18 protein-coding genes are annotated in these 25,147 nt (G+C 70.8%); 8 read left to right on the plus strand and 10 right to left on the minus strand.

Going from position 1 to position 25,147, the window contains the following annotated elements; all coding sequences use genetic code 11:
- The 4 genes from dnaG to argA all read right to left on the minus strand — a co-directional run.
- Positions 1-1,312, minus strand: a 1,312-nt coding sequence (gene dnaG, locus FJ694_RS24415) for a DNA primase (RefSeq protein WP_157269927.1), incomplete at its 3' end; no start/stop codon positions are given.
- A gap of 177 nt (positions 1,313-1,489) precedes the next feature.
- Positions 1,490-1,819, minus strand: coding sequence for an H-NS histone family protein (locus tag FJ694_RS24420; protein WP_157269928.1), 330 nt, complete (start codon positions 1,817-1,819; stop codon positions 1,490-1,492).
- Between the two features lie 131 nt (positions 1,820-1,950).
- Positions 1,951-2,223 (minus strand): oxidative damage protection protein, encoded by a 273-nt coding sequence (locus FJ694_RS24425; protein WP_157269929.1) that lies wholly within the window; start codon positions 2,221-2,223, stop codon positions 1,951-1,953.
- 58 nt (positions 2,224-2,281) lie between these two features.
- Positions 2,282-3,622, minus strand: coding sequence for an amino-acid N-acetyltransferase (gene argA / locus FJ694_RS24430; protein WP_157269930.1), 1,341 nt, complete (start codon positions 3,620-3,622; stop codon positions 2,282-2,284).
- Positions 3,623-3,809: 187 nt separating this feature from the next.
- On the opposite strand from argA, the gene hrpA reads away from it, so the two are divergent.
- Entirely contained in the window at positions 3,810-7,832 is a 4,023-nt protein-coding gene (gene hrpA / locus FJ694_RS24435) for an ATP-dependent RNA helicase HrpA (RefSeq protein WP_198320971.1), read from the plus strand.
- Between the two features lie 19 nt (positions 7,833-7,851).
- On the opposite strand, the gene FJ694_RS24440 is transcribed toward hrpA, so the two are convergent.
- Positions 7,852-8,370, minus strand: a complete 519-nt coding sequence (locus FJ694_RS24440; protein ID WP_157269931.1) for a DUF3617 family protein — start codon at positions 8,368-8,370, stop codon at positions 7,852-7,854.
- A 227-nt stretch (positions 8,371-8,597) separates the two neighbouring features.
- Here FJ694_RS24440 and asd point away from each other — a divergent pair, with 227 nt between their 5' ends.
- The 4 genes from asd to nirD all read left to right on the plus strand — a co-directional run bounded on the left by asd (position 8,598) and on the right by nirD (position 14,382).
- Entirely contained in the window at positions 8,598-9,443 is an 846-nt protein-coding gene (gene asd / locus FJ694_RS24445) for an archaetidylserine decarboxylase (RefSeq protein ID WP_157269932.1), read from the plus strand.
- A 34-nt stretch (positions 9,444-9,477) separates the two neighbouring features.
- Entirely contained in the window at positions 9,478-10,881 is a 1,404-nt protein-coding gene (locus FJ694_RS24450; protein ID WP_157269933.1) for a PAS domain-containing sensor histidine kinase, read from the plus strand.
- 435 nt (positions 10,882-11,316) lie between these two features.
- Entirely contained in the window at positions 11,317-13,854 is a 2,538-nt protein-coding gene (nirB, locus tag FJ694_RS24455) for a nitrite reductase large subunit NirB (protein WP_157269934.1), read from the plus strand.
- A gap of 195 nt (positions 13,855-14,049) precedes the next feature.
- Positions 14,050-14,382, plus strand: a complete 333-nt coding sequence (nirD, locus tag FJ694_RS24460) for a nitrite reductase small subunit NirD (RefSeq protein ID WP_157269935.1) — start codon at positions 14,050-14,052, stop codon at positions 14,380-14,382.
- Between the two features lie 14 nt (positions 14,383-14,396).
- On the opposite strand, the gene FJ694_RS24465 is transcribed toward nirD, so the two are convergent.
- From FJ694_RS24465 to mfd, 3 genes are all read right to left on the minus strand, one after another.
- On the minus strand, positions 14,397-16,187 hold the full coding sequence (locus FJ694_RS24465; RefSeq protein WP_198320972.1) for a sensor histidine kinase: 1,791 nt from the start codon (positions 16,185-16,187) through the stop codon (positions 14,397-14,399).
- Positions 16,188-16,354: 167 nt separating this feature from the next.
- Positions 16,355-17,071: a phosphoserine phosphatase SerB gene (serB, locus tag FJ694_RS24470; protein WP_157269937.1), complete on the minus strand. Its 717-nt coding sequence runs from the start codon at positions 17,069-17,071 to the stop codon at positions 16,355-16,357.
- A 46-nt stretch (positions 17,072-17,117) separates the two neighbouring features.
- Positions 17,118-20,564 carry a transcription-repair coupling factor gene (mfd, locus tag FJ694_RS24475; RefSeq protein WP_157269938.1) on the minus strand — a complete coding sequence of 1,149 codons (3,447 nt, stop codon included), beginning with the start codon at positions 20,562-20,564 and terminating at the stop codon, positions 17,118-17,120.
- Positions 20,565-20,632: 68 nt separating this feature from the next.
- Here mfd and ispD point away from each other — a divergent pair, with 68 nt between their 5' ends.
- Positions 20,633-21,430, plus strand: coding sequence for a 2-C-methyl-D-erythritol 4-phosphate cytidylyltransferase (gene ispD / locus FJ694_RS24480; RefSeq protein WP_157269939.1), 798 nt, complete (start codon positions 20,633-20,635; stop codon positions 21,428-21,430).
- Positions 21,427-21,912 (plus strand): 2-C-methyl-D-erythritol 2,4-cyclodiphosphate synthase, encoded by a 486-nt coding sequence (gene ispF, locus FJ694_RS24485; RefSeq protein ID WP_157269940.1) that lies wholly within the window; start codon positions 21,427-21,429, stop codon positions 21,910-21,912. The genes ispD and ispF overlap by 4 nt, the downstream gene beginning before the upstream one ends.
- Positions 21,913-22,050: 138 nt before the next feature.
- On the opposite strand, the gene FJ694_RS24490 is transcribed toward ispF, so the two are convergent.
- Both FJ694_RS24490 and ompR read right to left on the minus strand, forming a co-directional pair.
- A complete protein-coding gene (locus FJ694_RS24490; RefSeq protein WP_157269967.1) occupies positions 22,051-23,424 on the minus strand; it encodes a sensor histidine kinase family protein in 1,374 nt (457 codons plus the stop codon).
- 79 nt (positions 23,425-23,503) lie between these two features.
- The gene (gene ompR, locus FJ694_RS24495; RefSeq protein WP_157269941.1) at positions 23,504-24,238 is read right to left on the minus strand and encodes an osmolarity response regulator transcription factor OmpR; all 735 of its coding nucleotides are present in this window, start codon (positions 24,236-24,238) and stop codon (positions 23,504-23,506) included.
- 175 nt (positions 24,239-24,413) lie between these two features.
- Here ompR and FJ694_RS24500 point away from each other — a divergent pair, with 175 nt between their 5' ends.
- Entirely contained in the window at positions 24,414-25,130 is a 717-nt protein-coding gene (locus FJ694_RS24500) for an SIMPL domain-containing protein (RefSeq protein ID WP_157269942.1), read from the plus strand.
- Positions 25,131-25,147 lie beyond the last annotated feature (17 nt).

Here is a 25,147-nt window from a genome sequence, read left to right on the forward strand (position 1 = left end):
GCCCCCGCGGCTGCCCCTGCCACAGTGCCGCGAGCTCTTCCGGCGCCAGCGCGCCGCGCCGCGCCAGCTCGCCCAGCAGCTGCAGCCGCAGTGCGCCTTCGGGCAGCGCGCTCCACAGCGGCTTCGCCTGCGCCAGCATGCGCGCGCGCCCCTCGGCGCTGGCGAGGTCGCAGTCCTGCGCCGCCAGCTCCTGCAGCTGCTGCGATAGCGGCACCGCCTGCGCCACGGCCTGCTCGAAGGCTTCGCGCCCGTGCTCGCGCACGAAGGAGTCCGGGTCGTGCTCCGGCGGCAGGAACAGGAAGCGGAACACGCGCGTGTCGTTGGCATGCGGCAGCGACGCTTCCAGCGCGCGCCCGGCGGCGCGGCGCCCGGCGGCGTCGCCATCGAAGGCGAACACCACCTGGTCCGTGAAGCGCAGCAGCTTGGCCACGTGCTCCGGCGTGCAGGCCGTGCCCAGCGTCGCCACCGCGTGCGGCAGGCCCAGCTGCGCCAGCGCCACCACGTCCATGTAGCCCTCGGTGACGAGCACGTAGCCGCTGTCGCGCAGCGCCGCGCGCGCCTCGAACAGGCCGTAGAGCTCGCGCCCCTTGTGGAACAGCGGCGTCTCCGGCGAGTTCAGGTACTTGGGCTCACCCTTGTCGAGCACGCGCGCGCCGAAGGCAATGACCTCGCCCTTGACGCTGCGGATCGGGAACATGATCCGGTCGCGGAAGCGGTCATAGCGCTTCTGCTCCGGCCCGTCCTCGCCCTGCACGACGACCAGCCCGGCCTCGGCCAGCAGCGGGTCGTCGTAGCGCGGGAACACGCTGGCCAGGCCGCGCCAGCCGTCGGGCGCATAGCCCAGCGCGAAGCGCGCGGCGATCTCGCCCGAGAGGCCGCGGCCCTTGAGGTAGTCGATGGCGCGCGGGCTGGCCTTGAGCTGCTTGCGGTAGTGCGCCGCGGCACGGCCGAGCACGTCGGCCAGTGTGGCCTCGCGCTCGCGCTGCTGCGCGGCGAGCTCCTTGCGGCGCGGGTCGGCGTCGTCCTCGGGCACGGTCAGGCCCACCTGCTGCGCCAGGTCCTTGACCGCCTCGACGAAGTTCAGCCCGTGCTGCTCGGTGAGGAAGCGGATGGCGTCGCCGTTCGCCCCGCAGCCGAAGCAGTGATAGAACTGCTTGCTCGGGCTGACGGTGAAGCTCGGGCTCTTCTCGCCGTGGAAGGGGCACAGCCCGACGTAGTTGGCCCCCGTCTTCCTGAGCTGGACCTGGCGACCGACGATCTCCACGATGTCCACGCGCGAGAGCAGTTCCTGAATGAAGCCGGGTGGGATCATGGCTTGAGTCTAGGCGCAAGCGCCGCCGCCACCGGGCGGGCATGCTGCCCGGACGGGATATTCACGTGGGTTTTCCATGAAGAAAAGCCGCCTCGGGGCGGCTTTTCTTGCGTTGCGGCAATCATTGCCGGGCAAAACTTCGGCAAAACCATGCCGAAAATGCGCCCGCGGACGGCTTCAGGCCGCGTCGGAAATGCTGAAGTCCGACAATTGCTTGCCCTCGGCCAGCGCGGCCTTGAGCCAGCGCGGCTGCAAGCCGCGGCCCGACCAGCTTTCGCCGGTGGCGGGATTGCGGTATTTGGCCGGCACCTTGGCCCGCTCGCCCGAAGCCCCCGCGGCCGCCTTGGCCGAGCGGCGCCCGGCGGTGACATCCTCGACGGACAGGCCATGCTCGGCCATCAGCCGGCGCACGGTCTCGATGGCCTCGGTGCGCTCCTGGTTCTGGGATTCGGCAATCCGGCGCTCCAGTTCCTCGCGCCGTTGCAGCAGTTCCTGCAGGGTGGTCAATCCAGGCTCCTCTTATTGATCGAAGTGACGCCTGAATATATCACCGCCGCAGGTCCGGTTGCCGCGATTCAATTGCCGCGATATTGCCGCCGGGGCCCGCTGCGCCATATTGGAGCGGGCCCCGCTCAAACTCAGGCCGAGGGCGGCACGAAGCCCGTGGGCTGGTCCGCGCCTTCGCCGAAGAAGAAGCGCTCCATCTGCCGCGCCAGGTATTGGCGCGCGCGCGCATCGGCCAAGTTGAGCCGGTTCTCGTTGACCAGCATCGTCTGGTGGCGCTTCCACTGCTCGAAGGCTTCCTTGCTGACGTTGTCGTAGATGCGCTTGCCCAGCTCGCCGGGGTAGGGCGCGAAGTCGAGGCCCTCGGCCTCCTTCTTCAGGTAAATGCACTGGACCATGCGTGCCATGTCGTTTCTCCTCGGGGAAAAGGGGTTCTCGGAAAAATGTGAAGGGTGAAGGCGAAGCTCAGTTCAGCTTCTTGACCAGCACCAGCGAGCGCCGGTCCCAGTTGTACTTGCGCTTGCGGGCTTCGGGCAGCCAGTCCGGATCGACCTGCTGGAAGCCGCGCTTGACGAACCAGTGCTTGGTGCGCGTGGTCAGCACGAAGATGCTCTCCAGCCCCAGCGCCCGGGCGCGCTGCTCCACGCGCTTCAGGATGCGCTCGCCGTCGCCCTGGCTCTGCACCTGCGGCGAGATGGTCAGCGCCGCCATCTCGCCGGTGCGCGCTTCCGGGTAGGGATACAGCGCCGCGCAGCCGAAGATCACGCCGTCGTGCTCGATGACGGTGTAGTTGGCGATGTCGCGCTCGATCTCCGTGCGCTCGCGCCGCACCAGCGTGCCGTCGCGCTCGAAGGGCTCGATGAGCTGCAGGATGCCGCCGACGTCGTCGCTGGTGGCCTCGCGCAGGCTCTCCAGCTTCTCGTCCACGACCATGGTGCCAATGCCATCGTGCGTGAACACCTCCATCAGCAGCGCGCCGTCCACCGAGAAGGGCAGGATGTGGCTGCGCTCGACGCCGCCGCGGCAGGCGCGCACGCAGTGCTGCAGGTAGAAGGCCGGGTCGCTGGGCAGCGTCGGGCGCGGCAGCGCGGCCAGCAGCCGCTCGGCCTCGGCCAGCGACAGCTCGGTGTCGATGGGGCTTTCCGGGTCGGCCAGGTTCTCGCGCAGGCCCGGCATCTCGGTCACGAACAGCAGCTTGTCGGCCTGCAGCGCGATGGCCGTGGCGGTGGCGACTTCCTCCATCGCCAGGTTGAAGGCCTCGCCGGTGGGCGAGAAGCCGAAGGGCGACAGCAGCACCAGCGTGTCGGAGTCGATGGCGCGGCGGATGGCCGCGGCGTCCACCTTGCGCACCACGCCGCTGTGCATGAAGTCCACGCCGTCGACGATGCCCACCGGGCGCGCGGTCAGGAAGTTGCCCGAGACCACGCGCACCGTGGCGTTGGCCATGGGGGTGTTGGGCAGGCCCTGGGAGAAGGCGGCCTCGATCTCGAAGCGCAGCTGCCCCGCGGCCTCCTGCGCGCAGTCCAGCGCCACCTCGTCGGTGATGCGCAGCCCGTGGCTGAAGCGCGAGGTGTGGCCCTTGGCGGCGAGCTGCTCGTTGACCTGTGGCCGGAAGCCGTGCACCAGCACCAGCTTGATGCCCATGGCCTGCAGGATCGAGAGGTCCTGCGCGAACTGGTTGAGCTTGCCCGCGGCAATGGCCTCGCCGGCCAGGCCGATCACGAAGGTCTTGCCGTGGTAGGCGTGGATGTAGGGCGCCACCGCGCGGAACCACGGGACGAAGGTGTGCGGAAAGACAAGGCTCACGGCGGGGCAGCGGGCGGACGTTTAATCCGGAATTCTTGCATGCCCCTGAAAGGGGGAGTGCCGCGCGGGGCGCCGGCCCGCCCGCTTCCCCCGCCGGGGCGCTTGACGCGGCGATGCGTCGCGGCCAAGGGCTTCCCCGCGCCGCGGCGCGGCCCGGCACGGGGGCTGCGGATAATCCCGCCCCGTAATGCCCCCCATCTCCCCCGATACCCGCCCCGCCGCCGCCCCGTCCGCGCCCGCTGCCGCGTCTTCCGCCGCGCCCGCGCCGGCGCCCGCCGCGAACCGCCGTCCCGATGCCGCCCCGCGCCCGCCGCGCGAGCCCCGTGAACCACGTCCGCCCCGCGAAGCGCGCGCGCCCGCCGCCCCGCGCCCGGCCAACCCGATCCCGCCGATCACCTTCCCGGAGAGCCTGCCCGTCAGCGCCCGGCGCGACGAGATCGCGCGCGCGCTGCGCGAGCACCAGGTGATCATCGTCAGCGGCGAGACCGGCTCGGGCAAGACGACGCAGCTGCCCAAGATCGCGCTGGCCCTGGGCCGCGGCCGCGGCAACGGCGGCCGGCTCATCGGCCACACCCAGCCGCGGCGCATCGCCGCCTCCAGCGTGGCCAAGCGCATCGCGCAGGAGCTGAACTCGCCGCTGGGCGACGTGGTCGGCTACAAGGTCCGCTTCCAGGACCGGCTGCAGCCCGGCGCCTCGGTGAAGCTGATGACCGACGGCATCCTGCTGGCCGAGACGCAGGGCGACCCGGAGCTGCGCGCCTACGACACGCTGATCATCGACGAGGCCCACGAGCGCAGCCTCAACATCGACTTCCTGCTGGGCTACCTGCGCCAGCTGCTGCCCCGGCGGCCCGACCTCAAGATCATTGTCACCTCGGCCACCATCGACGCCGACCGCTTCGCGAAGCACTTCGAGTCCGCCAAGGGCCCGGCGCCGGTGATCCACGTCTCGGGCCGTCTCTACCCGGTCGAGCAGCGCTGGCGGCCTTTTGAAGAGGGCAAGGACTTCGACCTGAACGACGCCATCGCCGACGCGGTCGACGAGCTCTGGCGCCAGGGCCCGGGCGACGTGCTGGTGTTCCTGCCCGGCGAGCGCGAGATCCGCGAGGCCGCCGAGCACCTGCGCAAGCACCACCCGCCGGGCGTGGAGATCCTGCCGCTGTTCGCGCGGCTGTCGCAGCAGGAGCAGGACCGCGTCTTCGAGACCGGCGCGCGCCCGCGCATCGTGCTGGCCACCAACGTGGCCGAGACCTCGCTCACGGTGCCCGGCATCCGCTACGTGGTGGACTCGGGCCTGGCGCGCGTCAAGCGCTACAGCTACCGCAACAAGGTCGAGCAGCTGCAGATCGAGCCGGTGAGCCAGGCGGCGGCGAACCAGCGCGCCGGCCGCTGCGGCCGCGTGTCCAACGGCATCTGCATCCGCCTCTATGACGAGGCCGACTTCGCCGGCCGCACGCGCTTCACCGACCCGGAGATCCTGCGCAGCTCGCTGGCCGGCGTGATCCTGCGCATGAAGAGCCTGCACCTGGGCACGGTCGAGGATTTCCCGTTCCTGGAGCCGCCGCCGCGCAAGGCGATTGCCGACGGCTACGCGCTGCTGGCCGAGCTGGGTGCCGTTGACGAGCGCAACGAGCTCACGCCCGTCGGCCATGAGCTGTCGAAGCTGCCGCTGGACCCGCGCATCGGCCGCATGATCACCGAGGCGCGCCAGCGCCACGCGCTGACCGAGGTGCTGATCATCGCCAGCGCCTTGAGCGTGCAGGACGTGCGCGACCGCCCGCTGGAGCAGCAGCAGACGGCCGACCAGCGTCATAAGCCGTTCGACGACGAGAAGTCCGAGTTCAACGGCTACCTGAAGCTGTGGAAGTGGCTGGAGACCTCGCGCGGCGGCGACGGCACGGCGCACCGGCTGTCGGCGCGCAAGCACGAGGCGCTGCTGCGGGAAAACTTCATCAGCCCGCGCCGCGTGCGCGAGTGGCGCGACATCCACTCGCAGCTGCACACCGTCGTGGCCGAGCACGGCTGGCGCCTCAACGACGGCCCGGCCACCTACGAGCAGGTGCACCTGTCCATGCTGGCCGGGCTGCTGGGCAACATCGGCCTGAAGAGCGATGAGGACGACTGGTACCTGGGCGCGCGCGGCATCAAGTTCTGGCGCCATCCGGGTGCGCACCTGAGCAAGAAGCCCGGGCGCTGGATCGTCGCGGCGGAGCTGGTGGAGACCACGCGCCTGTTCGGCCGCGGCATCGCCGCCATCGAGCCGCAGTGGCTGCCGGGCATTGCCGGCCACCTGATCAAGACGCAGCTGCTCGACCCGCACTGGGAGAAGAAGGCGGCCGAGGTCGTGGCGCTGGAGCGCGCCACGCTCTACGGCATCGTCATCTACAACAACCGGCGCGTGAACTACGCCAAGCTCGACCCCATGGGCGCGCGCGAGATCTTCATTCGCCAGGCGCTGGTGGCGGGGGAGTGGGACACCAGGCTGCCCTTCCTGGCCCACAACCAGAAGATGGTGCGCCAAGTGCAGGAACTGGAGCACAAGTCGCGGCGCCAGGACGTGCTGGTGGACGAGGAGCTGATCTTCGCCTTCTACGACCGCCACGTCCCGGCCGACGTGCACAGCGGCGCGAGCCTGGAGCGCTGGTTCCGCCATGCCGGGCGGGCCGACCCGAAGCTGCTGCAGATCAGCAAGGAAGAGCTGATGCGGCACGAGGCCGCCGGCGTCACCAGCGAGGCCTTCCCGAAGACGATCCGGCTGGGCGGCATCGACTGCGCCGCGGCCTACCTGCACGAGCCCGGCGACGCGCGCGACGGCGTGACGGTGACGGTGCCCATCTACGCGCTGAACCAGGTCAGCGAGGACCGCTGCGAGTGGCTCGTGCCCGGCATGCTCGCGGCCAAGGTGCAGGCGCTGCTCAAGAGCCTGCCGCAGCGCCCGCGCGCGCGGCTGGTGCCGCTGCCCGACACGGCGGCCGAGTTCGTGGCGCTCACGCCCTTCGGTGACGGCGGCCTGACCGACACCTTGCTGAAGTTCGTGCGCGAGCGCACCCAGCTGGCGGTGCAGCGCGCGGACTTCAAGCTCGACATGTTGAGCCCGCACCTGTTCATGAACTTCAAGGTGGTGGACGAGCATGGGCGCCAGCTCGGCATGGGGCGGCACCTGCCCACGCTCAAGGCCGAGCTGGGCAGCCAGGCGCGCTCGGCGTTCCAGGCGCTGGCGGCCTTGAAGGTCAAGGCCGCGGCGCCGGCGCCGGCCGCACCGGCTTCAGCGCCTGCCGCGGCGCCGGCTGCCGGCGGTCCGGGCGGACGCGCCGAGCGTGTCGCCAAGGCGCCCGCGCCGGCCCCGGCGCCGGCCGAGCCCGCGAAGTACACGGCCTGGACCTTCGGCGAGCTGCCCGAGCTGATGGAGCTGAGCAAGGGCGGCCAGACGCTGGTGGGATTCCCGGCGCTGATCGACAAGGGCGCGCACGTCGAGATCGAGGTCTTCGACGAGCCCGAGGTCGCGGCCGCGAAGCACCGCGCCGGCTTGCGGCGGCTGGTGGCGCTGCAGATCCGGGAGCCCTTGAAATACCTGGAGAAGAACATCCCCGACCTGCAGAAGATGGCCGTGGCCTACATGCCGCTGGGCACGCAGGAGGAGCTGCGCGAGCAGATCATCGACGTGGCGCTGGACCGCGCCTTCCTGGGCGAACCGCTGCCCGCCGACGAGTTCGCCTTCAAGCGCCGCATCGACGAGGGCCGCGGGCGGCTCAACCTGATCGCGCAGGAGGTGGCGCGCCAGGCGCTCACGGTCCTGGTCGAGTACGCCGCGGCGGTGAGGAAGCTCAAGGACGCGCGCAACCTGCCCAGGGACGCGGCGGACGATATCCAGGCGCAGCTGCAGCGCCTGGTGCCCAAGCGCTTCATCGTGCAGACGCCGTGGAACGCGCTGCAGCACCTGCCGCGCTACCTGAAGGCGATCGTGATGCGGCTGGACAAGTGGCGCGCCGACCCCGCGCGCGACGCGCAGCGCTTGGCCGAGTTGCGCCCGCTGGAGCAGCGCTTCCTGCGCCGCCTCGCCGACCTGAAGGGCCAGCACGACGCGCGGCTCGACGAGTACCGCTGGCTGCTGGAGGAGCTGCGCGTGAGCTTCTTCGCCCAGGAGCTGCGCACGCCGCAGCCGGTGAGCGTCAAGCGGCTGGACAAGGCGTGGGGGCAGATGTCGAGTTGAGCCGGTTTCCGACTCGCGCCTACCTCCCCAACTCCCCACACCCCGCAGAGAGCCAGCTCGCCTGCCCGCTCGCCCGCACCGTGCGTGTGCCGCTGCCGGTGGTGACGGTGGTGGTCGTGCCGAGCGTGTAGTGCTCGGCGTCGAGGAAGCGGGCCTCGCCCTCGGTGTCGCTGGGCACGGGGGCAGTGCAGCGGGTGTGGAAGCGCGCGCCGCCGGCGCCGGGCGTCACGGTGGTGGTGCACGCGCCGCCGCGCGGCGCGCCCGTCCAGCCGCCGCCGGCCAGGTCCGCCGCGCCCAGGCACAGGTGCACGCTGTCGCCGCCGGCCCAGGCCGCGCCCTGCTGCTGCAGCATCGACTCGGCCAGCTGGCGCAGCTGCGGCGGCGCGTCCTTGAGCCGCGCCTGCAGCTCGCGCAGCCGCGCCGCCACGGCCGGGTCGTCGGGCTGCATGCGCAGCAGCCACAGGCCGGGCTTCAGGGTGGGCGTCGGCGGGGGGGCCGCGTGGGCGGTGCAGGCCAGGAAGAGTGCGGCGGCGGCCACGGCAAGGCGTCGGCAGGAAGGCATGGCGGCGAAGGAGAAGACGGCGAAGGGAGCGGGAAAACGGGAGCGGCGGGACCAAGGCCGCCGGCGAACGCGGCGGGGCAGGGCGGGCGAGCATAGGCGGCCCGGCCCGCACACGGTGCAGCGGCCTGCTCGGATGTCCCCCGAAAGCGTGATTGCTGCTCGCTACACTTTCCGGTTTTGCCGCGCCGCACCGGACCACCGCCTTGATTGACCGCCTCTCCGTCCTTGTCCAGTACCTGCTGCCCAAGCAGGCGATGACCGTGTTTGCCGGCAAGGTCGCGTCCTGGCGCGGCGGGGCGGGGACCACGCGCATCATCCGCTGGTTCGTCAAGCGCTACGGCGTGGACATGGGCGAGGCGCTCAACCCCGACATCGCCAGCTACGCCAGCTTCAACGAGTTCTTCACCCGCCCCCTGAAGCCCGGCGCGCGGCCGCTGGCGGTGGCCGACCTGATCTGCCCGGTGGACGGCGCGGTGAGCCAGTTCGGCGACGTGGACAAGGGCCGCATCTTCCAGGCCAAGGGCCACGACTACACCGCCACCGCGCTCGTGGGCGGCGACGCGGCGCTGGCCGCGACCTTCGAGGGCGGCAGCTTCGCCACGCTCTACCTCAGCCCCAAGGACTACCACCGCGTGCACATGCCCTGCGACGGGCGCCTGGTGCGCATGGTGCACGTGCCCGGCGAGCTGTTCTCGGTCAACCCGGTGACCGCGCGCGGCGTGCCGGGCCTCTTCGCCCGCAACGAGCGCGTGGTGTGCGTGTTCGAGGGCGCGCACGGGCCCTGGGTGCTGGTGCTGGTGGGCGCCACCATCGTCGGCAGCATGGCCACCGTCTGGCACGGCGTGGTGAACCCGCCGCGCCCGGGCCGGGTGCGCGAGTGGACCTACCGCGACGGCGCGCCGGTGGAACTGAAGCAGGGCGAGGAGATGGGCCGCTTTTTGCTGGGCTCCACGGTGGTGATGCTGTTCCCTCAGCGCGGACTGAAGTGGAACCCGGCGTGGAAGCCGCTGCACTTCATCCGGCTGGGCGAGCCCATGGCGGCGCGCTGAGCGCGGCGCCCTCCAACAGCCGAGAGACGAGGCAATGGACGAGGCCCTGTGGTGGCCGGCGCCGCACCCGGCGCTGGCGGTGTGGCGGCAGCCCGACGGTTCGCTGCGCTGGCGCTGCAACCCGGCGGCGCAGCGCTGGGGCGAGCGCGCCGGGGTGGGCGAGGCCGACTGGGTGCGCTGGGCGCTGGCCTGCGCCGCGGCACTGCGTAACGGCGACACGGCCGCGGGCTCCTCGCTGGGCCTGCCGGGCACGCCCGCGCTGGACGCCACGCTGTGCCCGCAAGGCGACGACGCGGTGCTGGCCTGGCTGGCGCCGGTGGCCGAGAGCCAGGCCCGGCACGAGCTGGAGCGGCTGGCGCTGGCTGTGCAGGCCGCGGGGCTGGGCGTGTGGGAGTCCGACCTCGACGGCCGCACCCTCTACTGGAACGAGGCCATGTACCGGCTGCGCGGGCTCGACCCGGCCGATCCGCGCCCGGTGTGGCAGCTCTCGCGCCTGAGCAACCATCCCGAAGACCAGAGCCGCCTCAGCGCGCTGCCGCGCCGCCACGTCGAGCACGGCGAGCCCTACGACATGGACCTGCGCGTGCGCTGGCCCGACGGCTCCGAGCACTGGCTGACCACGCGCGGCCGCGCGCTGGCCACCGGCCCCGGCCAGGCCGTGCGCATGGTCGGCATCAACGCCGACATCACCGACCGCGCCCGCGCCCAGGCCGCCGAGCTGCAGCGCGAGCGCGCGGAGCAGGCGAACCAGGCCAAGAGCGCGCTGCTGGCGCGCGTCAGCCACGAGCTGCGCACGCCGCTGAACGCGGTGCTGGGCTTCGCGCAGCTGCTGCAGATGCCTCGCGGCGGGCCGGCCCTGGCCCCGGCGCAGCGGGAATGGGCCCGGCAGATCGACGAGGCCGGGCAGCACCTGCTGGCACTGATCGACGACCTGCTGGAGCTGGCCCGCCCCGACGCCGAGGCCGCCCGCGCCGAGGCCGTGGCGCTGGCGCCGCTGGTGGAGGACGCGCTGCGCTGGAGCGCCACGCAGGCGCGCCAGGCCGGCGTGCGCGTGGTCGCGGAGCTGATGGAGGGCCACGTGGTGCGCGGCGACACGCGCCGCGTGCGCCAGGTGCTGCTGAACCTGGTGTCCAACGCCATCAAGTACAACCGCCCGGGCGGCGAGGTGCGCCTGAGCGGCTGCCGGGACGGCGAGGGCCAGGGCGCGCGCTGCGGCCTGTGCGTGGCCGACACCGGAGCCGGCCTCACGCCGGAGCAGGTGCGGCAGATCGGCCAGCCCTTCAACCGGCTGGGTGCCGAGCGCAGCGGCATCCCGGGCACCGGCATCGGGCTGGCCATCAGCCACGAGCTGCTGCAGCGCATGGGCGGCGCGCTGGAGGTGCACAGCACCCCGGGGCAGGGCAGCCGCTTTACCTTCTGGCTGCCGGCGGCGCAGTGAGCTGAACCCGCTGCCGGGCGCACGCCGGGCGTGCGCCCCCGCACCGTGTCCTTGCGTCGCCTTGGTGCGCCGTGGCCGCCCTTGGTGCGTGCAAACCCCGATGGCCGGGCGCTTCCCCCTTGAGGAGGACTTGGCACAGCCCTTGCGAAGGATGGACCACTCTCCAGCGCAATGCATTGGGGCCCGGCAAATGACTGCCGGCCAACCCCCCGGCCGCGACGATGCGGCCGGTCCTTGAGTCAGCGGCGACTCCCGGCATTGCGAGGCTCCCCTACCTGAATTCGTCCGAAGCCGGCGCCAACCGGTCGCGCCGCCGCATGGCCATTTCGGAGCGATTCGGCGCGGGAAGCACTGGAACCCGGTTTCCAAACCCCTTTCCCACACACCGGCCTGGCGCCGGCCTTTTGAACCTTTCGCATCGGGAAGCAGCGCGTCATGAAAATCCTCGTCATCGGTCACGGCATGGTCGGGCAAAAATTCCTGGAAAGCCTGGTGGACTCCGGCATCGAGCATGCGGAAGTCACGGTGCTGAGCGAGGAATCGCGCCCGGCCTATGACCGGGTACACCTGTCCGAATTCTTCTCGGGCAAGAGCGCCGACGACCTGTCGCTGGTGCCGGCTGGATTTTTCGAGCGTGACAACCTGCTGCTGAAACTCAATGCGCGCGCGACGATCATCGACCGGGAAAACAAGTGGGTAACGGCGTCCACGGGTGAAACGCTGACCTACGACAAACTGGTCATCGCCACCGGCTCCTACCCGTTCGTGCCGCCGATCCCGGGCAAGGACCGCACCGACTGCTTCGTTTACCGCACCATCGACGACCTCGAGGCCATGCTCGAATGCGGCCGGCGCTCGCAAAGCGGCGTGGTGGTCGGCGGTGGTTTGCTGGGCTTGGAATGCGCCAAGGCCCTGCGCGACATGAAACTGCAGACGCACGTCGTCGAATTCGCGCCGCGCCTGATGGCCGTGCAAATGGACGAGGGCGGCGGCCGCATGCTGCGCACCAAGATCGAGGGCCTGGGCGTGGGCGTGCATACCCAGAAGAATACCGTCGAGATCACCACCGGTGAAACCGCCCGGCACCGCATGGTGTTTGCCGACGGCTCGCACCTGGAAACCGACATGATCGTGTTTTCGGCGGGTATTCGTCCGCGCGACGACCTAGCCCGCCAGTGTGGTTTGACGGTCGGCCCGCGCGGCGGCATCGTCATCGACAACCAGTGCCGCACCAGCGATCCGGACGTGTTTGCCATCGGCGAATGCGCCTCCTGGAACGGCCAGGTCTTCGGCCTGGTGGCCCCGGGCTACGACATGGCGCGCGTGGTGGCCAAAACCCTGGCCGGCGAGGCGGCCGATTTCAACGGCGCCGACCTCAGCACCAAGCTCAAACTCATGGGCGTGGACGTGGCCAGCGTGGGCGACGCCATGGGCCAGACCCCGAAAAGCCGGTCGTACCAGTTTGCCGACGAGCGCAAGCAGGTTTACAAGAAAATCGTGGTGTCGGAGGACGGCAAGCAGTTGCTGGGCGCCGTGCTGGTGGGCGATGCCAGCGAATATGGCACCCTGCTGCAGATGATGCTGAACCGCATCGAATTGCCGGAGGCGCCGGAATTCCTGATCCTGCCGCAATCCGACGGGCAAGCCAAGCCGGGTTTGGGCGCTGACGCGCTGCCGGATTCGGCGCAAATCTGCTCCTGCAACAGCGTGACCAAGGCGCAGTTGTGCCAGGCCGTGGCCGGCGGCGTGACGACCATTGGCGCCTTGAAATCGTGCACCAAGGCCGGCATGACCTGTGGCGGCTGCGTGCCGCTGGTGACCCAGGTGATGAAGGCCGAGATGAAGAAACTCGGCGTGGCCGTCAACAACCACCTGTGCGAGCATTTCGCCTATTCCCGCCAGGAACTGTTCCACTTGGTCAAGGTCGGCAAGATCAGGAGTTTCGAGGAACTGCTGTCGAAGCACGGCCAGGGCCTGGGCTGCGACATCTGCAAGCCCACCGCCGCGAATATCCTGGCCTCGGTCTGGAACGAGTTCGTGCTCAAGAAGGAGCATGCCAGCCTGCAGGATTCGAACGACTATTTCCTGGGCAACATCCAGAAGGACGGCACCTATTCCGTGGTGCCGCGCATGGCCGGCGGCGAGGTCACGCCCGAAGGGTTGATTGCCGTGGGCCAGGTGGCGAAGAAATACGGCCTCTACACCAAGATCACCGGTGGCCAGCGCGTGGACCTGTTCGGTGCCCGCGTCGAGCAGTTGCCGCTGATCTGGGAAGAGCTGATTGCAGCCGGTTTCGAATCCGGCCATGCGTATGGGAAATCGCTGCGCACCGTCAAATCCTGCGTGGGCTCGACCTGGTGCCGCTATGGCGTGGACGACAGCGTCGGCCTCGCGGTGGAACTGGAAAATCGCTACAAGGGCCTGCGCGCGCCGCACAAAATCAAGTTCGGGGTTTCCGGCTGCACCCGGGAATGCGCCGAGGCGCAGGGCAAGGACGTGGGCGTGATCGCCACGGAAAAGGGCTGGAACCTTTATGTCTGCGGCAACGGCGGCATGAAGCCGCGCCACGCGGAATTGCTGGCCTCGGATTTGTCCAAGGCCGAACTGGTGCGCATGATCGACCGTTTCCTGATGTTCTACGTGCGCACCGCCGACCGGCTGCAGCGCACCAGCGTCTGGCGCGACAATCTCGAAGGCGGGCTGGATTATCTGAAGCAGGTCATCATCAACGACAAGCTTGGCATTGCGGCCGAACTGGAAGCCGACATGCAGCACGTGGTGAATACCTACCGCTGCGAGTGGAAGGAAGCCGTGACCAACCCCGAAACCCGCAAGCGTTTCCGCCAGTTCGTCAACAGCGACGCCGGCGACCGCCACGTGATTTTCATCCAGGAGCGCGGGCAGATCCGGCCGGCGACGGTGGAGGAAAAGAAGGTGCAACTGGAAAATGCTTCGGCGGCGCAGATGGTCTGACCCGCCAAATCATATCGACGTGCATTCTCTTTTCCGTTCGCCCTGAGGTGTCGAAGGGTGAACGGCCCGCACCGCGTGCGGGCATCCGAGCCTGACGGCTTCACCCTTCGATACCTCAGGGCGAACGGGGTGGTGTTCGCAGACCTGATGCGGTGCGTACAACGCCGAAATTTTTAGTATTCAAGGAATCACGACATGGAAACCACCTGGACCCCCGTGTGCGCCATTGACGACATCGTGCCCAACACCGGCGTGTGCGCCCTGGTGCAGGACCGGCACGTGGCGGTGTTCCGCGTCGAGGACGACGTGCAGCGCATTTTCGCCATCGACAATTTCGATCCGAATTCCCAGGCCAGCGTGCTGTCGCGTGGATTGATCGGCAACCTGGGCGCGCGGATCGTCGTGGCCTCGCCGATCTACAAGCACCATTTCGACCTGAGCAGCGGCGAATGCCTGGAAGCGCCTGACAAGTCGGTCCAGGCTTATGCCGTGCGGGTGCAGGACGGCGTGGTCAGCGTCGCCGTTTGATCACCGGCGGCTCGTCACGGCAGCGCCTCCACCCCGGCCTCCTTCAGGGGCAGCTCGCACCAGAACTCCGAGCCCTGTCCCGGCGTGCCGCGCGCGTCCAGCGTGCCGCCGAGCAGGTGCACCAGGCGCTGCACGGCAGCCAGGCCCAGCCCGGCGCGCTGCGCATCCGGCGCCGCGGCACCGTCGTCGGCCGCGAAGGGCTTGAACAGGTGCTCGCGCTGCCGCGGCGTCAGCCCCACGCCGGTGTCGCGCACGCTGAAGCGCCAGCGGCCGGGCGCGCGCCGCGCGATGCGCAGCGTCACGCTGCCCGCGGGCGTGAACTTCACGGCGTTGGACAGCAGGTGGTTGAGCAGCTGGCTCAGCCGCAGCGGGTCGGCCAGCACCTGCGTGCCGCCGCCCTCGGCTTCGACCTCCAGGCGCAGCGACAGGCCCTTCACGTGCGCCTGCGGCTCGAACAGCCCGATGCAGTCCTGGCCCAGGTCGGCCAGGTCCACGCACGCGTGCTCCAGCGCCTGCGGTCCGGCCGACACCGACTTCGTGAAATCCAGCGCCTCGTCGATCGTGTCCAGCAGCATGCGCCCGGAGCGCTCGATGACCTGCGCCTGCAGCCGCTGCGCGGGCTGCAGCGGCGACTCCAGCAGCCGCCGCGCCAGCCCCTGCAGCCCCTGCAGCGGGGTGCGCACCTCTTGGCTCAGCTGCGCCAGGAAGCGCGACTTCGCGTCGGCAGCCGCCTCGGTGGCGGCGCGCGCGGCGTCGAGCTGCGCCAGCGCGGCACGCCGCCGGCGCAGCAGGCGGTGGATGTAGAGCGTGCCGGCGGCGATCACGGCATCGAGCAGCAGCACGCCCAGGGCCGTGAGCCAGGCGGTTTCGCGCCATCCCGCAAGCATGAGCTGCTCGCGCGTGGTGACGCTCAGCGCCAGCGGGAAGCCGTCCACCAGGTGCGCGGCTGCCACGCGCGGCAGCGTGTCGGCGGGGTCCAACGTGCGGGGCGCGTCGGTGCGCACGGTGGCTGACTTGCGGCCCTGGGCCATCGCCTCGGCCAGCGCGCGCATCGAGGGCGCGTTGCGGTAGGACGTGCCCAGCGCTTCGGGCCGCGGCGGGTGCCGCGCCATCAGCGTGCCGTCGGTCTTGATCAGCAGGATGGCGGTGTCGGCCTCGCTGAGGTTGATGCCGCGGTAGAAGTGCTCGAAGTAGCTGCTCTGGATGCCGGCCAGCGCCAGCCCGATGGGCTGTCCCGACGGCGCGCGGATCTTGCGCGCCAGGTAGAAGGTCCAGCGCCCGGTGCCGCGGTTGCGCACCGGCGCCGACACGAACAGCGCCAGGTCCGGGTCGGCCAGGTGCGCCTTCACGTAGTCGCGGTCGGCCAGGTTGATGGCCGGAGGCGGGAAGCTGCGGCTGAAGTTCAGCACCTCGCCGTCCAGTGCCACCAGGGTGGTCACGTCCAGCAGCGCGATCTCGGCGGCGCGCTCGCGGATGAGTTCGAACGTCGCCCGGCTGCGCGCCAGCTCGCGCAGCCGCTGCTCGCTGTCCACGCCCTGCGCCTGCACGCGGTCCACGATGGCGCCCAGCGCGTAGTCGGCGGTGCGCAGCGACTGCGCGGCATGCTCGGCCGCGGTGGCGGAGAAGTTCTGCAGGTACAGCCGCCAGGTGGACAGCGCGTCCTCGCGGCTGCGCCACAGCATCAGCGCCGCCGCGGCGCTCAGCGCCACGATCAGGAACGCGCCGAAGGCCAGCACCAGCGCCTCGCGGCACAGCTCGGTCAGCAGCGGGGCGCGGGGCGCGCCCGGGGGAACGGCGATCGACATCTCGGGAAAGGCGGGCGGCCACGGGCCGGAGAGCGGGCGGCGCATCCTAGCCGTGCCCGTTCGGGGACGACCCGGCAAAAGAACCGGTTTCCGTGCCGCGTCCGCCAGCAAGCGTTCAGGGCGTGAAGCGCGTCACGCCCGGCTCCCGCGCAGGCGGGGCCCGGCGCTCAGGGCCGCACCACCTCCAGCAGCCGGTCCAGCCCGCCCGTCTCGATGGCGACCATGGCCTGCTCGCGCACCCTGGGCTTGGCGTGGTAGGCCACCGACAGGCCGGCCGCGCCCATCATGGGCAGGTCGTTGGCGCCGTCGCCCATGGCGATGGCCTGGTCCGGGCGCAGGCCCAGCTGGGCGCAGGTGGCCAGCAGCATGCGGCGCTTCTCGGCGCCGTCGCAGATGTCGCCCCAGTCCTGGTCCACCAGGCGCCCGGTGAGCTTGCCGTCCACGATCTCCAGCACGTTGGAGCGGGCGAAGTCGATGCCCAGCAGCGCGCACACCCGCTCGGCGAAGAAGGTGAAACCGCCGGAGACCAGCAGCGTCTTCAGGCCCGCGGCGCGGCAGGTGTCGATGAGCTCCTTCGCGCCGGGATTGGGCTTCAGGCGCTGCTCGAACACCTCGTGCAGGAAGCCTTCGGGCACGCCCTGGAGCATGGCGACACGGCGGCGCAGGCTGTCCTTGAAGTCGGTGATCTCGCCGCGCATGGCGGCCTCGGTGATGGCCGCCACCTCGGCCTTGCGCCCGGCGGCGTCGGCGACCTCGTCGATGCACTCGATGTTGATCAGCGTCGAGTCCATGTCGAAGGCGATGAGGCCGTAGTCGCTCAAGCGCAGCGGCGGCGTGAAGCCGCGGAGGGTCAGGCCGGGGGCGAAGGCGAGGGCGTCGGACATGGCAGCAGGCAGCGGGTCAGGCAAAACCCGTGATTATCCCGGCCCGCTACGCCGTCTCCCGCGCCGGCGCGCCCAGCGAGCGCAGCACGTCGCGGATGAACTGCGCCCGGTCGCGCGCTTCGGGCGTGGCGCGCTCGATGCGCAGCTTGTCGTTGCCCGCAAGCTTGATGTGCCGGTTCTTCTGCACCAGCTCGATGATGCGCATCGGGTCCACCGGCGCGTTGGGCCGGAACGTGATCACCATCGCCGCCGGCGCCGCGTCGATCTTGAGCACGCCATACGGCTTGGCCAGCACGCGCAGCCGGTGCGTGTCGAACAGGGTCTGGCCCTGCGGCGGGAGCTTCCCGAACCGGTCCGTTACTTCCTCCAGCAGCTGGTCGATCTCGCTGGCGCGCTCGGCGCTGGCCAGGCGCTTGTAGAGGTTCAGCCGCACGTGCACGTCGCCGCAGTAGCTGTCGGGCAGCAGGGCCGGGGCGTGCAGGTTGATCTCGGTGGAGGCGCTGAAGGGGCTGAGCAGGTCGGGCTCCTTGCCGTTCTTGAGCGCCTTGACGGCCTCCGACAGCATGTCGTTGTAGAGCTGGAAGCCGACCTCCTGCATGTTGCCGCTCTGGTTCTCGCCCAGCACCTCGCCGGCGCCGCGGATCTCCAGGTCGTGCATGGCGAGGTAGAAACCGCTGCCCAGCTCCTCCATGGCCTGGATCGCCTCCAGGCGCTGCGCGGCCTGCTTGGTCAGGCCCTCCACGTCGGGCACCAGCAGGTAGGCATAGGCCTGGTGGTGGCTGCGCCCGACGCGCCCGCGCAGCTGGTGCAGCTGCGCCAGGCCGAACTTGTCGGCGCGGCTGATGACGATGGTGTTGGCGCTGGGCACGTCGATGCCGGTCTCGATGATGGTCGAGCACAGCAGCACGTTGTGGCGCTGCGCCACGAAGTCGCGCATCACCCGCTCCAGCTCGCGCTCGGGCATCTGCCCGTGCGCCACGGCAATGCGCGCTTCGGGCAGCAGCTCGGCCAGCTTGGCCCGGCGCGCCTCGATGGTCTCCACCTCGTTGTGCAGGAAGTACACCTGCCCGCCGCGCTTCAGCTCGCGCAGCACCGCCTCGCGGATCACGCCCTGGCTCTCGCCGCGCACGAAGGTTTTGATGGCCAATCGCCGCTGCGGCGCGGTGGCGATCACGGACAGGTCCCTCAAACCCTCCAGCGCCATGCCCAGGGTGCGGGGAATGGGCGTGGCGGTGAGGGTGAGCACATCCACCTCGGCGCGCATCGCCTTCATCGCCTCCTTGTGGCGCACGCCGAAGCGGTGCTCCTCGTCGATGATCAGCAGGCCCAGGCGCTTGAACTTCACGTCGGGGCTCAGCAGCTTGTGGGTGCCGATGACGATGTCGATGGTGCCGTCGGCCAGCCCCGCCATCGCCGCCTTGATCTCCTTGGCGGAGCGGAAGCGGCTCATCTCCGCCACCCGCACCGGCCACTTGCCGAAGCGGTCGGTGATGTTCTGGTAGTGCTGCTCGGCCAGCAGCGTGGTCGGCGCCAGCAGCGCCACCTGCTTGCCGCCGGTGACGGCCACGAACGCGGCGCGCAGCGCCACCTCCGTCTTGCCGAAGCCCACGTCGCCGCACACGAGGCGATCCATCGGCTTGGGGCTGATCAGGTCCTGGATCACGGCGTGGATCGCCGCGCGCTGGTCCGGCGTCTCCTCGAAGCCGAAGCTCGCCGCGAAGGCCTCGTAGTCGTGCGGCGAGAAGCGGAAGGCGTAACCCTCGCGCGCGGCGCGCCGGGCGTAGAGGTTGAGCAGCTCCGCGGCCGTGTCGCGCACCTGCTCGGCGGCCTTGCGCTTGGCCTTGTCCCACTGCGCCGAGCCCAGCTTGTGCAGCGGCGCCTCCTCGGCGCTGACGCCGGTGTAGCGGCTGATCAGCTGCAGCTGCGACACCGGCACGTACAGTGTGGCCTTGTCGGCGTACTCCAGGTGCAGGAACTCGGAAGGGCCGTCGCCCAGGTCGATGTTGAGCAAGCCCTGGTAGCGCCCGATGCCGTGGCTCATGTGCACCACCGGGTCGCCGATCTTGAGTTCGGACAGGTCCTTGATCAGCGTATCGACGTTGCTGACCTGCTCCTGCTTGCGGCGCCGGCGCGCGCCGCCGCCGGCCGCGGCGAAGAGCTCGCTCTCGGTCAGGAATTCCAGCTGCCGGCCCTCGGCCGCTTCTTGCCAGAGGAAGCCCGCGGCCAGCGGCGCGGCCGTGATCGCCACCTTCTCGTCGCCGGCCTCGAACTCGGCCAGCGTCGCCACGCTGGGCACCTCGATGCGGTGGTCGCGCAGCAGCTCCAGCAGGCTCTCGCGCCGGCCCTCGCTCTCGGCCACGAGCAGCACGCGTGCGCTCGTCTCGCGCAGGTGCGCTTCCAGCCGCGCCAGTGGCTCGGTGGCGCCGCGGTCCACGCTCACGTCGGGCAGCGGCCGGGCCCAGCCGGTCTCGCCCGCGCCGCGCAGCGAAAGCGTGGCGTGCTCGTTGGCGCGGCCGTAGAAATCCTCGACGCGCAGGAAGAGGGCCTCCGGCGGCAGCAGCGGGCGCTCGGGGTCGTGCTGCAGGAAGCGGTGCCGCTCGCGCGTGTCGGTCCAGAAGCGCTGCAGCGCGTCATCGACCTCGCCGTGCAGCGCCAGCGCGGCGGTGTCGCCCAGGTATTCGAAGATGTCGGCGACCTGGTCGAAGAACAGCGGCAGCCAGTACTCGATGCCGGCGCTGGCGACGCCGGCGGCAATGTCCTTGTAGATGCGCGAGCGCGTCGGGTCGCCTTCGAGCCGCTCGCGCCAGCGGGCGCGGAAGGCGGTGCGCGCGGCCTCGTCCATCGGGAACTCGCGCCCGGGCAGCAGCCGCACCTCCGGCACGGGGTAGAGGCTGCGCTGGCTGTCGGGGTCGAAGGTGCGGATCGAATCGACCTCGTCGCCGAACAGGTCCACCCGGTAGGGCACGGTCGAGCCCATGGGGAACAGGTCGATCAGCCCGCCGCGCACCGCGTACTCGCCGGGCGACACCACTTGGCTGACGTGCTGGTAGCCGGCTAGCGTCAGCTGGCTTTTCAGCGAGGCCTCGTCCAGGCGTTGCTTCTGCTTGAAGTTGAAGGTGTAGGCGGCCAGGAAACTGGGCGGCGCCAGGCGCGCCAGCGCCGTGGTGGCGGGCAGCAGCACCACGTCCACGTCACGCTGCAGGATGCGCCAGAGCGTGGCCAGGCGCTCGGAGATCAGGTCCTGGTGCGGGCTGAAGTTGTCGTAGGGCAGCGTTTCCCAGTCGGGGAACACGGCCACGCGCAGGCCCGGTTCGAAGAAGGCGAGCTCGTCGGCCAGGCGCGGCGCGTCGGCGGGGTCGGCGGTGACGATGGCCAGCAGCCGTTTCGCGTCGGCGTGCTGGCGGGCGCTGCGCGCCAGCAGCAGGGCGTCGGCCGAGCCCGGCGGGCGCGGCAGCGTGAATCGTTTGCCGGGGGCGATGGCGGGCAGTTGCATCGTGAGGGGGGTTGCAGCAGGAGGCGCGCCCGGGGATGGGCGGGGGGCAAATTCTAGAATCCGGCCCGATGACCACCCTCGATCACGGGACGGCGCCGCGCTGCTGGGCGCTCGTGCCCTGCGCCGGCACCGGCAGCCGCTCCGGCGCCGACCGGCCCAAGCAGTACGTATCCCTCGCCGGCCGCACGCTCGTGGCCCACACCCTGGACGCCTTGTCGCGCGTGCCGCGCCTGGCCGCCACGCTGGTGGTGCTGGCGCCGGACGACGACCTTTTCGAGTTGGCCGTGCCCCGGGCCGGCGCCGACGCGCGCCTGTGGACCGCCCGCGTCGGCGGCGCCACCCGTGCGGCCACGGTCGCGGCCGGGCTGGAAGCGCTGCTGGCACGCGGCGCCGCCGAGGCCGACTGGGTGCTGGTGCACGACGCGGCGCGCTGCCTGGTCCGGCCGGAATGGGTGCTGAACCTGATCGCCGCCTGCGAGCACGACGACGTGGGCGGGCTGCTGGCGCTGCCGGTGGCCGACACGCTCAAGCAGGAGGAGGCCGGGCGCGTCGCCGCCACCATCGACCGCGGCGGCAAGTGGGCGGCGCAGACGCCGCAGATGTTCCGCATCGGGCTGCTGCGGCGCGCGCTGGCCGAGGCGGGCGATGCGGTCACCGACGAGGCCAGCGCGGTCGAGGCGCTGGGCCTGCGCCCGCGGCTGGTGCCCGGCGCGCTGGAAAACTTCAAGCTCACCTGGCCGGCCGACTTCGGGCTGGCGGAAAGACTGCTGCAGACCATGGCTCCCGCCACTTCCTCCGCCTTGTCCCCCGCTGACGACGATCGCCGAATGCCCGGCGCCGCCGCCGTGAACGGAGGCGCGCGGTGATCCCGCAGCTTCGCATCGGCGAGGGCTGGGACGTGCACCAGCTGGTCGAAGGGCGGCCGCTGGTGCTCGGCGGCGTGACGGTGCCGCACACGCACGGCCTGCTGGGGCATTCGGACGCCGACGCGCTGCTGCACGCGCTCACCGACGCGCTGCTGGGCGCGGCGGGGCTGGGCGACATCGGCCGCCATTTCCCCGACACCGATGCCGCCTTCAAGGGCGCCGACTCCGCCGTGCTGCTGGCCGAGGCCGCGCGCCGGGTGCGGGCCCAGGGCTGGGACATCGCCAACGTGGACTCCACCATCGTGGCCCAGGCACCCAAGCTCGCGCCGCACATCGACGCCATGCGCGCGCGCATCGCGCAGGTGCTGGGCATCGAGGCCGGGCGCGTCAACGTCAAGGCCAAGACGGCGGAGAAGCTGGGGCCGGTGGGGGAGAAGCGGGCGATCGAGGCGCGGGCGGTGTGCCTGCTCTACAAGGCGTGAGCCGCTGTTGAGGGCGCAACGGTGGCCCGGCTCGCTGACCGAAGTGGAAATGTCGTCATGCCCGCCAAGGCGGGGATGACGAAGTAACTATCGAACCGCAACAGCTACCGGCTCACAAAGGGCGCTTGCCGTCCTGCCTCACGGCGCCCGCTTCAGCCGCACGTGCGCGATGAGGCCGCCGTCGGGCGCGTTGGCCAGCTCCAGCCGCCCGCCCATGCGCTGCAGCGACTTGTCGACGATCGCCAGGCCCAGCCCCGCGCCGGTGGCCGCGGTGCGGGCCGTGTCGCCGCGGTAGAAGGGCGTGGTCAGCTGCGCCAGGCGCGCCGGCGGCACGCCGGGGCCGTGGTCGCGCACGCTCACCACCACCCACGGGCCGCTGCGCGTGTAGCTCACCAGCACCAGCGCCGGGCCGCCGCCTTCGCCGCGGCCGTAGCGGCGCGCGTTCTCGAACAGGTTGGCGAAGACGCGGCCGAGCTCGGTGTCGTCGGCCAGCACCATCAGGTCGATGGCCACGCGCGCGCTGATGCGGATCTGCGTCGGGTCGCGGAACGCGGCGGCCTCGCGCTCGATCAGCCCGGACAGGTTCACCGGGATCAGCGGCGCGTCGCCCGGGCGGGCGTAGTCCATGAACTTGTCGATGATGGCGTCGAGCTGGTCGATGTCCATGGCCATGTTGCGCCGCGCTTCCTCGTCGTTGACGCTCATCTCGGCTTCCAGGCGCAGCCGCGCCAGCGGCGTGCGCAGGTCGTGCGAGATGCCGGCGAGCATCACGGCGCGGTCTTCCTCCACCTTGGCCAGCTCGCGCGCCATGCGGTTGAAGCCCATGTTCACCTCGCGGATCTCGCTGGTGAGCGTGTTCTCGTCAAGCTGCGACTCGTACTCGCCCTCGCGGATGCGGCTGGCGGCAAAGGACAGGTCGCGCAGCGGCTGGTTGATCAGCCGCGCGATCGCCGCCGAGCCCAGCAGCGTGGCGATGAAGGCGATGCCGACCCAGACGAACCAGGTGCCGCCGGTGAGCGGGTACACGCGCGTGGCCTCGGCCTGCAGCCAGTAGGCGTCGCGCTCGATGGTGAAGCCCACCCACAGCCCGTCCACGCCGTTGACGCTGCGCGCCAGGATGGTGTCCTCGTCCAGCCGCGCGCGCAGCTCGCGCCCGATGCGGCGCGTGAAGCGGTCGGTCTCGAAGGGCTCCCATCGATGGCCGGGCTCGCGCGGCAGCACCTTGACCGCCTCCTCCTCGCTCATCGTCTTGACGACGGCGACGCGGTGGATGCTGTCGGAGTAGCGCAGCGCCGCGCGCGACAGGTTCACCAGGCTGGCGATCTGCTGCGCCGACTGCACCGCGCGCGGCTCCAGCTCCAGCGCGCGCAGCGTCTGCACCCACGCGAAGATGCCGCCGCCCAGCAGCAGCGCCAGCAGGAAGAAGGTGCGCCAGAACAGGCTCAGCGCCACCGACTGGCGCGGCCGGCTCGGCGCGCGCCGCGGCCACAGCCGGCGCAGCCGGCGGCGCATGGCCCGCAACTTCGTGGTGGGCGCCGGGGGCTGCCGCGTCACACCCTCGGCCGAGGACATGGTGGAGGTGTGGCCCGGCTCAGCTCGCGCCATCGGGGACGAAGACATAGCCCACACCCCACACGGTCTGGATGTAGCGCGGCTGCGCCGGGTCGGGCTCGATCATCTTGCGCAGGCGCGAGATCTGCACGTCGAGGCTGCGGTCGAAGGGCTCGAACTCGCGCCCGCGCGCCAGCTGCGCCAGCTTGTCGCGCGACAGCGGCTGGCGCGGATGCCGCACCAGCGCCTTGAGCATCGAGAACTCGCCCGTGGTCAGCGCCATCTGCTCGCCGTCCTTGGTCAGGCGGCGCAGCGACAGGTCGAACTCGAAGGGCCCGAAGGTCACGATCTGCGGCTCCTTCGACGGCGCGCCCGGCGCCTCCAGCGCGGGGCGCCGCCGCAGCACGGCATGGATGCGCGCCAGCAGCTCGCGCGGGTTGAAGGGCTTGGGCAGGTAGTCGTCGGCGCCGACTTCCAGCCCGACGATGCGGTCCACGTCCTCGACCTTGGCCGTGAGCATGATGATCGGCGTAGAGTCGTTGGCCGCGCGCAGCCGGCGGCAGATCGACAGCCCGTCCTCGCCGGGCAGCATCAGGTCCAGCACGATCAGGTCGATGGTCTCGCGCGTGAGCACGCGGTTGAGCGCCTTGGCATCCTCGGCCAGCAGCACTTCAAAGCCTTCCTGCGTCAGGTAGCGGCGCAGCAGGTCGCGGATGCGCGCATCGTCATCGACCACGACGACGCGGTCCGGTCGGGGGTTGGCAGGGGTGTTCATGGCAGGCTCCCTATTTGTAACGGCGGCATTGTGAACAGGTTGGCAAGCAGGTTTTGACCGGTTTCCCACCTCTGTTACAACTCTTTCGGTGCCAACCTTGGCACGGCGGCGTTACAGAGTGTCGCCTCGCTACCCCTAAAAGAGGCATGTCCACCCCCTCCATGGAGCCCCCCCAATGAGAGTTTTGACGTTCCTGCCATCCTTGGCATTGGTTGCGCTGGCCACCTTCGGCATGGCCGCTCAGGCGCAGACGACGCTCAACGTCTCGCCGCCACAGCGCGTGCTCACGCTCAGCGCCAGTGCCAGCATGGACGTGCCCAATGACTGGCTCACGCTCGCCTTCAGCACCACGCGCGACGGCGCCGAGGCCGGCGCGGTGCAGTCGGCGCTGCGCCAGGCGCTGGACGCGGCGCTGGCCGAGGCGCGCAGGGTCGCCAAGCCCGGCCAGGTCGAGGTGCGCGCAGGCAACCTGTCGGTGTTCCCGCGCTACAACGCCAAGGGCGGCATCAGCGGCTGGCAGGGCAGCACGGAGCTGATCGTCGAGGGCCGCGACATGGCGGCCATCGCGCAGCTGGCGCCGCGCATCACGAGCATGACCATCGCGCGCGTGGGCTACTCGCTGTCGCGCGAGGCGCGCGAGCAGCTCGAGAGCGAGGTCGGCGCGCGCGCCATCGAGCGCTACAAGCAGCGTGCCGCCGAGGTCACGCGCCAGTTCGGCTTCAACCGCTGGAACCTGCGCGAGGTGCAGATCAACACCGACGCGGCCACGCCGCCGATGCCCGTGTTCAAGGCCCGCGCCATGGCCGCGCCGATGGCCGACGAGTCGCTGCCGGTGGAGCCCGGACGCGGACAGGTCAGCGCCACGGTCAGCGGCTCGATCCAGATGGAGTAGGACCGCGCCCGCGCCCG

This window comes from Azohydromonas aeria, assembly GCF_009760915.1.
GTDB classification, from domain to species: domain Bacteria; phylum Pseudomonadota; class Gammaproteobacteria; order Burkholderiales; family Burkholderiaceae_C; genus Azohydromonas; species Azohydromonas aeria.